This is a genomic window from Alterinioella sp. (assembly GCF_058343375.1).
The window spans coordinates 1-8,099 of sequence record NZ_JBTUJH010000108.1 but is presented as its reverse complement, the minus strand read 5'-3'; the positions used below and the strand labels follow the sequence as shown (position 1 = coordinate 8,099).

Annotated in this window: 11 protein-coding genes, 1 tRNA gene and 2 pseudogenes; 12 read left to right on the top strand and 2 right to left on the bottom strand. The window is 60.0% G+C overall.

Features of this window, described 5'->3' with window-relative positions; translation table 11 throughout:
- From ACW8PS_RS14710 to ACW8PS_RS14700, 3 genes are all read left to right on the top strand, one after another.
- A partial coding sequence (locus tag ACW8PS_RS14710; RefSeq protein WP_491528252.1) for an NAD(P)/FAD-dependent oxidoreductase occupies positions 1 to 216 on the top strand: 216 nt, incomplete at its 5' end.
- Positions 217 to 272: 56 nt separating this feature from the next.
- Positions 273 to 695, top strand: a complete 423-nt coding sequence (locus ACW8PS_RS14705) for a Fur family transcriptional regulator (protein WP_491528250.1) — start codon at positions 273 to 275, stop codon at positions 693 to 695.
- A 203-nt stretch (positions 696 to 898) separates the two neighbouring features.
- Positions 899 to 974 (top strand) — tRNA-Thr (locus tag ACW8PS_RS14700).
- Positions 975 to 988: 14 nt separating this feature from the next.
- Here the strand turns inward: ACW8PS_RS14700 and ACW8PS_RS14695 are convergent.
- Positions 989 to 1,339 carry a hypothetical protein gene (locus ACW8PS_RS14695; protein WP_491528249.1) on the bottom strand — a complete coding sequence of 117 codons (351 nt, stop codon included), beginning with the start codon at positions 1,337 to 1,339 and terminating at the stop codon, positions 989 to 991.
- A gap of 16 nt (positions 1,340 to 1,355) precedes the next feature.
- Here ACW8PS_RS14695 and ACW8PS_RS14690 point away from each other — a divergent pair, with 16 nt between their 5' ends.
- The 9 genes and pseudogenes from ACW8PS_RS14690 (at position 1,356) to ACW8PS_RS14650 (ending at position 7,173) form a co-directional block, all read left to right on the top strand.
- Positions 1,356 to 2,294, top strand: a complete 939-nt coding sequence (locus tag ACW8PS_RS14690; protein ID WP_491528248.1) for a hydrogen peroxide-inducible genes activator — start codon at positions 1,356 to 1,358, stop codon at positions 2,292 to 2,294.
- Between the two features lie 225 nt (positions 2,295 to 2,519).
- A pseudogene (gene katG, locus ACW8PS_RS14685) lies at positions 2,520 to 4,700 on the top strand (catalase/peroxidase HPI).
- Positions 4,701 to 4,834: 134 nt separating this feature from the next.
- Positions 4,835 to 5,119, top strand: coding sequence for a hypothetical protein (locus ACW8PS_RS14680; RefSeq protein WP_491528247.1), 285 nt, complete (start codon positions 4,835 to 4,837; stop codon positions 5,117 to 5,119).
- An 8-nt stretch (positions 5,120 to 5,127) separates the two neighbouring features.
- Positions 5,128 to 5,616, top strand: coding sequence for a GNAT family N-acetyltransferase (locus ACW8PS_RS14675; RefSeq protein ID WP_491528246.1), 489 nt, complete (start codon positions 5,128 to 5,130; stop codon positions 5,614 to 5,616).
- A gap of 135 nt (positions 5,617 to 5,751) precedes the next feature.
- Positions 5,752 to 5,889, top strand: a complete 138-nt coding sequence (locus ACW8PS_RS14670) for a hypothetical protein (protein ID WP_491528245.1) — start codon at positions 5,752 to 5,754, stop codon at positions 5,887 to 5,889.
- Entirely contained in the window at positions 5,886 to 6,044 is a 159-nt protein-coding gene (locus ACW8PS_RS14665) for a hypothetical protein (protein ID WP_491528244.1), read from the top strand. The genes ACW8PS_RS14670 and ACW8PS_RS14665 overlap by 4 nt, the downstream gene beginning before the upstream one ends.
- A gap of 14 nt (positions 6,045 to 6,058) precedes the next feature.
- Positions 6,059 to 6,328 carry a hypothetical protein gene (locus tag ACW8PS_RS14660; RefSeq protein WP_491528242.1) on the top strand — a complete coding sequence of 90 codons (270 nt, stop codon included), beginning with the start codon at positions 6,059 to 6,061 and terminating at the stop codon, positions 6,326 to 6,328.
- A gap of 118 nt (positions 6,329 to 6,446) precedes the next feature.
- Positions 6,447 to 6,650: a DUF2061 domain-containing protein gene (locus tag ACW8PS_RS14655; protein ID WP_491528240.1), complete on the top strand. Its 204-nt coding sequence runs from the start codon at positions 6,447 to 6,449 to the stop codon at positions 6,648 to 6,650.
- 31 nt (positions 6,651 to 6,681) lie between these two features.
- Complete coding sequence (locus ACW8PS_RS14650; RefSeq protein ID WP_491528239.1) at positions 6,682 to 7,173, top strand: Dps family protein; 492 nt, start codon at positions 6,682 to 6,684, stop codon at positions 7,171 to 7,173.
- Between the two features lie 141 nt (positions 7,174 to 7,314).
- Here the strand turns inward: ACW8PS_RS14650 and ACW8PS_RS14645 are convergent.
- A pseudogene (locus tag ACW8PS_RS14645) lies at positions 7,315 to 7,471 on the bottom strand (IS3-like element ISDet2 family transposase); the annotation flags it as partial.
- Positions 7,472 to 8,099 lie beyond the last annotated feature (628 nt).

Below are 8,099 nucleotides of genomic sequence, written 5' to 3'. Positions count from 1 at the left end.
CCCATTGAGCAGCAGTGGGCAGGGCTGAGACCGGGCTCCCCCGAGAATGTGCCCTTTGTCGGTGAGCATCCCGATATTTCAGGGCTTTTTGTGTGTTCCGGTCATTTCCGCAATGGGATTGCGCTCGGCCCGGCCTCCGCTCGCCTGGCCGTCGACCTGATGCTGGGGCGCGAACCTTTGTTTGACCCCGCGCCCTACCGCCTTGTCCGCAAGTAGGCCCATTTAAGTACCTAATTAGACTTAATCTATTTTCCAATTTATAATTATTCTAAATGTTGAGATCCCAGCCCCATTCGAAGGCCGATATTGTCGCCTTGCTGCGTCGTCATGGCATCAGCCCGACGAACCAGCGCGTGTTGATCGCGCGCATGCTGTTTTCACACGGAGCGCATTATTCCGCCGAGGACGTTTTCCGGATAGTGAACAAGGACGGCCCGCAGGCGTCCAAAGCCACTGTTTACAATACCCTGGGCCTGCTGGCTTCGAAGGGCGTGATCCGGGAAGTCATCGCCGATCCGGGGCGCGTCTTCTATGACCCCAATACCGCGCCGCACCATCATTTTTTCGATGAGGATACCGGCGAGTTGACGGACATCGACGCGCGGGACGTCCATGTCACCGGGTTGCCGCCGCTTCCAAAAGGCGCCAATCTCCAGGGCGTGGATGTCATTGTGCGTCTGCGTCAGTCAAAATAGGTCTTTTCCGCGCACTGTAACTTTTCCGCCGTCTTTGGCGCATACCTTCCTTTGGCCCGCGTGCTTGGATATTGGTGTGTTTTATGAATGGCCTTATACTCCCGGCGCGCGCCTATCTCCTTAGGACAAGAAATGGATATGGCCGATGCATGGGTTCACCCTCGAGGTGCCGCCACGGATGGCATGTATATGGTTCGACGATGGCCGGTGTAGCTCAGTTGGTAGAGCAACTGATTCGTAATCAGTAGGTCGGAGGTTCGACTCCTCTCGCCGGCACCATTCCCTTCAACGGGTTATGGCGATTTTCGCGATGGGTGGTTGTTCCGAAATTTCCCGTTGTTGCCAGGGGTGCGAGTGGATTTGCCTGGCTGCTTTTGCGCTTGTGGCGTCACTCTGGAATGCCTCAGTTCAGGCCGATCATTCTTCGGGCTGTTGACGAGGGTGCTGACCGGGTAGGCCTCCAGCTCATCGTGCGGATAAAGACGGAGCAGCGGCAGGACCGCAGCGGCGTCTTGCAGCGCGCGTGCGCAACCGACGAGGGTAAGCTCCAGATCGTGCTGGAAGGCGAGGGGTTGGACGATCCCGCCACCGCCGAAGGTGCGGTGACCTGCTGCAGCGCCAGCAGGACTTGGTGCGTCGGACACGCTAGAATCCAGACAGATGACCCTTACCGAACTCCGTTACATCGTGATCCTTGCGCGGGAGCGCCATTTTGGCCGTGCCGCCGAGGCCTGCTTCGTCAGCCAGCCGACCCTGAGCGTGGCAGTGAAGAAGCTGGAGGACGAGCTGGGTGTGGCATTGTTCGAGCGCGGCAAGATCGAAGTCGCGATAACGCCGGTGGGCGAACGCATCGCCGAGCAGGCGCGGCGGGTGCTCGACGAAATTGAAGGTTTAAAGTGCATCGCCCAGCAGGCGCAGGACCCGCTTGTGGGTCCGCTGCGTATCGGCGCGATTTACACCATTGGCCCCTATCTGTTTCCGCGCCTCGTGCCGATCCTGCACGATACCGCCCCGCAGATGCCGCTCGTGATCGAGGAGAACTACACTGCGCGGCTGCGCGAGCGGCTGGTGCAGGGTGAGCTCGATGCGGTGCTGGTGTGCCTGCCGTTCGAGGAACCGGGCGTCGTCACGCTGCCACTCTACGACGAGCCGTTCATGGTGATGGCGCCGGCCAAACACGCTTGGGCCAAGCGCAAGGCCATCGCCACCGACAATCTTTCCAGTGAAACCGTGTTGCTGCTCGGTGCCGGCCACTGTTTCCGCGACCAAGTGGTAGCCGCCTGCCCGAGCTGTGTGAGTCCCGCGCCAGTAGAAGGCAGCCTGCAGATGGCTGTCGAGGGTAGCTCGCTCGAAACCATCCGCCACATGGTGGCCTCGGGTATGGGCGTCACCGTGCTGCCGTGTACCGCGGCCTCCGGCCCCGGCCACTATGCTTTAAAGCTCACGATCATCCGTGAGTTCAGTGACCCGCCGCAACGACGCGTGGCGCTCGCCTGGCGTGTGAGCTATCCGCGCCCGCAGGCCATCGAGGCGCTGCGCCGGGCGATCCGCGCCTGTGCGCTCGATTGCGTGACCTATCTCGGCGGTCCCACCGCTTGAAACCGGTTTATTTGGGCGGATTTCGCTGATAGCTATACATTATAGGCCCCATACCGAGATTCAATTAGAATCTGTCATTAACATTCTCGTAGTCTGTGCTCCAGGCCGTGTGCCGGGGCAATGCTTGATGTTTGTCAATACCCCTCCTCGCATAAGGTCTAGTATCCGTCCTCTGTCGCACGGCAAGGCGAATCCGTTCAACCCGACAATGACAGGAGAAGTCACATGTCAACCGAAGCAAAATGCCCGTTCCATCATACTGCTGGTGCCGGCCCGTCGAACCGGGACTGGTGGCCGAACCAGTTGAAGCTCGATGTGCTGCGCCAGCATTCCTCCAAGTCCAATCCAATGGGAGAGGACTTCAACTACGCCGAAGAATTCAAGACGCTCGATCTGGAGGCCGTGAAGAAGGACCTCCGCGAACTGATGACCCAGTCACAGGATTGGTGGCCGGCGGACTTCGGCCACTACGGACCTTTTTTCGTTCGCATGGCATGGCACAGTGCGGGCACCTACCGCACCGGCGATGGCCGCGGCGGCGCCGGAACCGGCAACCAGCGCTTTGCACCCATCAACAGTTGGCCCGACAACGTCAATCTCGACAAGGCGCGTCGGCTGATCTGGCCGATCAAACAGAAGTATGGCCGGAAAATCTCCTGGGCTGACCTGATCATTCTCACCGGCAACGTCGCGCTGGAATCGATGGGCTTCAAGACCTTCGGCTTCGGCGGCGGACGTGAGGACATCTGGGAACCGGAAAAGGACGTCTACTGGGGTGCCGAGAAAAAGTGGCTGGAGGACCAGCGCTACTCCGGCGAGCGCAATCTCGAGAATCCGCTCGCGGCCGTGCAGATGGGACTGATCTATGTCAACCCGGAGGGCCCCAACGGCAACCCGGATCCGGTCGCGGCGGCCAGGGACATCCGCGAGACCTTCGCACGCATGGCGATGAACGACGAAGAGACGGTGGCGCTCATCGCGGGCGGTCACACCTTTGGCAAGACCCACGGCGCGGGTCCAGCCTCCCATGTGGGTCCCGAGCCGGAAGCGGCCGACATCGAGGAGCAGGGCCTGGGCTGGAAGAGCAGCTTCGGCACCGGCAAGGGTGGCGATACGATCTCTAGCGGCCTGGAAGTTACCTGGACCACCACGCCCACGAAGTGGAGCAACAACTTCTTCTGGAACCTGTTCGGCTACGAATGGGAACTGACCAAGAGCCCGGCCGGTGCACATCAGTGGACGCCGAAGGGTGGCGCAGGCGCTGGTACTGTGCCGCATGCCCATGACAAGTCCAAGCGTATCGCGCCTACTATGCTGACCACGGATCTCTCCCTGCGTTTCGACCCGGCCTACGAAAAAATCTCTCGGCGCTTCATGGAGAACCCGGACGAGTTTGCGGACGCGTTTGCCCGGGCGTGGTTCAAGCTGACGCACCGTGACATGGGGCCGCGCGCACGCTATCTCGGCCCGGAGGTTCCTGCCGAAGAGCTGATCTGGCAAGACCCCATCCCCGCGGTCAATCACAAGTTGATCGATGAGAAGGACATTGCCGACCTCAAGGGCAAGGTGCTGGCTTCGGGTCTGTCGGTCTCGCAACTGGTGTCGACCGCCTGGGCGTCGGCGTCCACGTTCCGGGGCTCCGACATGCGCGGCGGCGCGAATGGTGCCCGCATCCGTCTGGCGCCGCAGTAGGATTGGGAAGTCAACCAGCCGGCCCAGCTGGCCAAGGTGCTCACGACCCTGGAGGGCATCCAGAGCGAGTTCAACCGCGCGCAGACTGGCGGCAAAAAGCTGTCTCTGGCGGACCTGATCGTCTTGGCTGGTTGCGCAGGTATTGAGAAAGCGGCAAAGAATGCCGGTTTCAAGGTGATGGTTCCATTCTCACCGGGCCGCATGGACGCGTCGCTAGAGCAAACCGATGTTGAGGCCTTTGCCGTACTGGAGCCGATTGCGGATGGTTTCCGTAACTATCAAAAGGCCAAGTACACCGTCGCGGCCGAGGACCTGCTGGTGGACAAGGCGCAACTGCTGATGCTGACCCCACCGCAGATGACGGTGCTGGTTGGCGGCATGCGTGTCCTGAACACCAACGTCGGCCAGACCAAGCATGGTGTCTTCACCGACCGTCCGGAGGCTCTTACCAACGACTTCTTCGTGAACCTGCTCGACATGAACACCACCTGGAAGCCAACCTCTGCAGACAAAGACCTGTTTGAAGGCAGCGATCGCAAGACCGGCAAACCGAAGTGGACTGGCACCCGTGTCGACCTGATCTTCGGCTCAAACTCCGAGTTGCGCGCCCTGGCCGAGGTCTATGCTACGGCGGACGCGCAGAAGAAGTTTGTCCATGACTTTGTGGCGGCTTGGAGCAAGGTGATGAACCTGGATCGCTTCGATCTTGCGTGATTCCGGGGGAGCGGTCTTAAGGGTTTCGGGATCGATACAAGGTAAGTGAAGGCCGCATAAGCAGTAAGGAACAGGCGCGCGAGATTTGTTCCGCGCACCCTTTTTTTCTGAATCAACCCAGTAAGGTGAACAGCATGAAAGCGTTATTGATCAACCCCGAAAACAGGTCGATCGAGCACATAGACATTGGTGGGCATAAAGACATCGCCAAGGTGATCGGTTACGACACCATCGAATCAGATGCCGTCGGCACTGCGGACGACCGTTTCTATTTCGACGAGGAATGCTTCCTGCGTAGCACCAAGGGGCGTTTTCAGATTGACAGTGTTATCCCAGTGTCGGACAAGGCGGTGCTGATTGGCGCGGCCGATGAAGGCAAGACGCTGTGCGATCCGCACAGCCGTATCAAGTATCTTTGATCGTCGTCATGATGGTCGTCACGATGCGTCCGGCCACGCCGGCTGACCTCGATGCGATCAATGCCGTGATCGAGCACGCAGTCATGACCTGGAACTTGCCGGAGCGCGTGAAGCGCTTGACACTGCCAAGCTACCGCTACAACGCGTGTGACCTGGAGCACCTGGACATCGTGGTGGCCGAAGACGTTGGACACAGTGTGCGTGGCGTGGCTGCTTGGGAGCTGGCCAGTGCGCGCGACTTGCCGGCGGGCAACACCGGCCTGTTGCTGCATGGCCTTTATGTTGATCCGCAGCGACAGCGCGGTGGCGTAGGTAGCCAGCTGCTCGATGCCGCCGCGCGCGCTGCACGCGAGCAGGGCTTCGACGGCCTGCTGGTGAAGGCTCGACCCGAGGCCAAGGGATTCTTTTTGGCCCGCGGGTTTGTACCGCTGCCGGTGACGGATGCAGAGCGCGATTATCCCCACCGCTTCTGGAAGCCCGTAGCCGGAAACGGCTGAACATCCGGCGCCTGAGCGATAGCGCCGGGCCATGAAATACATATGCAGGTTCAATTAGAAAAGTCCGCGCTCGGGATGTATGGTCACTCCATGGCCGCGAGTCACGCGGTAATCGTTCAAAACCGGAGGTGAACCATGTCTGCATTGGAGTTCTATACCAGCCAGTTCATTTCGTCTACGCCGGGCGACGCACCGGCCGAGGGGATTGTCTCGATGCTGCGCCGATTCGGGCATGCGCTCATGTCCGCCGGACACCGCGAGGTGACGGCATGAACAACGAGATCACGCATTCCGTGAATGCCGGTGACACTGGCTCGGACCGCTGGTGGCAGCAGGTACTCGCTTTCGGTTGCCTGCTGGAAGCGCAAGTTCAAACCAAAACGCCACCGAAGACCGCGACACCGGCCGCGTTCATCGTCATGCCGTGAGGAGTGCGCCGATCATGCATACCAATCCAATGACCCTGACTGCCGGCAGCTCGCCCCGCGTCGCGGGGCCGTGGCTGCGGCGGGTGACCGTCGGCGGAACGCTGTTTTTTATCGTGAAAGGCCTGACGTGGCTCGTCGCCGGCAAAACGGCGCTGGTCGTGGCGCGCGGCAACACCCTGCGCACGCTGGTGAAGCACCTGCATGGGCTCGACATTCCTGAGATTGAGTGGTTGGAAATTGCCACCGTCCGGTCGCTGATCTACGTACCGGGCTATTCCCCTTAGGCGGTCGTGCCATTGCCGAAAGCTATCGGGGCGGTTTAGTGAATTCATTGGCCGTGCGCGACCCCGGGCCCTACTATTCCAGTACAGAAACACGCTGGAATGAACAGGAGACAGCGCTATGACTAAGACCGCCAGTTTCGCCGTTGTACACTTTACCGTCGCTTTTGGTGTCGGCTTCGCCATGACCGGCAGCGTGCTCGTGGGCGGGGCGATCGCCTTGGTGGAGCCCGCCGTTAACACGGTGGCATACTATGTCCATGAGAAGTTCTGGGAGCGTGTTGGCCGTCGCGCGACGCACAGCACCGCACAGGTTGTCGCGTAACATTTCAAACAACGGTAACAGGAGACTCGTCATGGCGCAGGCAATCGATATCGGCATCAGCAACGACGACCGGGCGGCCATCGCCGAGGGGCTGTCGCGGCTGCTCGCCGACAGCTACACGCTCTACCTCAAGACCCACAACTTCCACTGGAACGTGATCGGGCCGATGTTCAACACCCTGCATCTCATGTTCGAGGCGCAGTACAACGAGATCGCGCTGGCGGTGGATCTCATCGCCGGACGCATCCGTGCCCTCGGTTATTCGGCCCCGGGCACGTACGCCAAGTTCGCGCGCCTCGGTTCGATCAAGGATGCACAGGGTGTACCCAAGGCCGAAGACATGATCCGTGAATTCGTGGCCGGGCAGGAAGCAGGGTGCGCACCGCGGGCGTGGTGTTTCCCGTCGTCGAAAAGGCCAGTGACGAGCCGAGCGCCGATTTGCTCACCCAGCGTATGCAGGTGCATGAGAAGAATGCCTGGATGCTGCACAGCTTGCTCGAGCACTGAGCTCCTCGTCGCTTAGCCCGCAAGGTGACGGAGGAAGCTGCGGCCCTTTACCGCAGTGCGCGCTGTCGCGCGGGTAGAGGCTGTATGCTTTGCGACCGTTCGTCGCCAGCATTCTGGTATCGTGCGTCTTTGTCCGCGGCGACCATGCAACGCCACTGCTGAAGCTCTCGATGTGGGCGTTCTCGACCGGTTTGCCGGGGGGGGTGAAGTGGAGCTTGATGCCGGTTCTGGTATGCCCAGGCATCCAGGGCTTTGCCGGCGAACTTCGGGTCGTTGTCCACGGTGATGATCGCAGGCAGTCCACGTGTGGCGGCCAGCTGTTCGGCAAGTATGCTATATATGCTATACGGTCACGGTTTGACACGACCCGGGAGAAAGCCGCCAAAGAACACTCGGACCTCGCTACCGAGATCAAGACCTTCCAACTCCGCGACCTGGGCGCCAAGACCGCGACTGACAAGGCGGAGTCAAAGAGCCTTGGAAGCCGCGCAACGCTAGCTCGGCCACGCCTCGATCACCACGACCGAAATCTACATCCGTAACCGCCGCGGCAAACAGTCGGGCCCGGCCAAATGATGTCCCACAACGGCACGGCAGTCTTTGATTCTTCTGGAATTTTTCCGCGCTTTCAGGTACAAATTGCGGAACCGAAAAGCCGGTATGGCCTTGAACCGACGGACTTTATTACACAGATTCGTAATCAGTTAGGTCGTAGGTTCGACTCTTCTCGCCGGCACCATTATCCTGTTCAGCACCCCATAATGCCCGATTTTGTTACCGATAAAGGGGGTGTAGACACTGCTGTCCCACTTACGCGTCATTCCCGCGAAGGCGGGAATCCAGCGGTCTGAACGAGTATACCCATCAACAACTTACTGGATGCCTGCCTACGCAGGCATGACGAATTCGGTGTTTTATGATTTCATGTCCACATAGGTGTTT

Excerpts from the sequence above, each read along its gene's own strand:
- ACW8PS_RS14705 (WP_491528250.1), top strand. The coding sequence starts at position 273 with ATGTTGAGATCCCAGCCCCATTCGAAGGCCGATATTGTCGCCTTGCTG.
- ACW8PS_RS14690 (WP_491528248.1), top strand. The coding sequence starts at position 1,356 with ATGACCCTTACCGAACTCCGTTACATCGTGATCCTTGCGCGGGAGCGC.
- ACW8PS_RS14680 (WP_491528247.1), top strand. The coding sequence starts at position 4,835 with ATGAAAGCGTTATTGATCAACCCCGAAAACAGGTCGATCGAGCACATA.
- ACW8PS_RS14675 (WP_491528246.1), top strand. The coding sequence starts at position 5,128 with ATGATGGTCGTCACGATGCGTCCGGCCACGCCGGCTGACCTCGATGCG.
- ACW8PS_RS14670 (WP_491528245.1), top strand. The coding sequence starts at position 5,752 with ATGTCTGCATTGGAGTTCTATACCAGCCAGTTCATTTCGTCTACGCCG.
- ACW8PS_RS14665 (WP_491528244.1), top strand. The coding sequence starts at position 5,886 with ATGAACAACGAGATCACGCATTCCGTGAATGCCGGTGACACTGGCTCG.
- ACW8PS_RS14660 (WP_491528242.1), top strand. The coding sequence starts at position 6,059 with ATGCATACCAATCCAATGACCCTGACTGCCGGCAGCTCGCCCCGCGTC.
- ACW8PS_RS14655 (WP_491528240.1), top strand. The coding sequence starts at position 6,447 with ATGACTAAGACCGCCAGTTTCGCCGTTGTACACTTTACCGTCGCTTTT.
- ACW8PS_RS14650 (WP_491528239.1), top strand. The coding sequence starts at position 6,682 with ATGGCGCAGGCAATCGATATCGGCATCAGCAACGACGACCGGGCGGCC.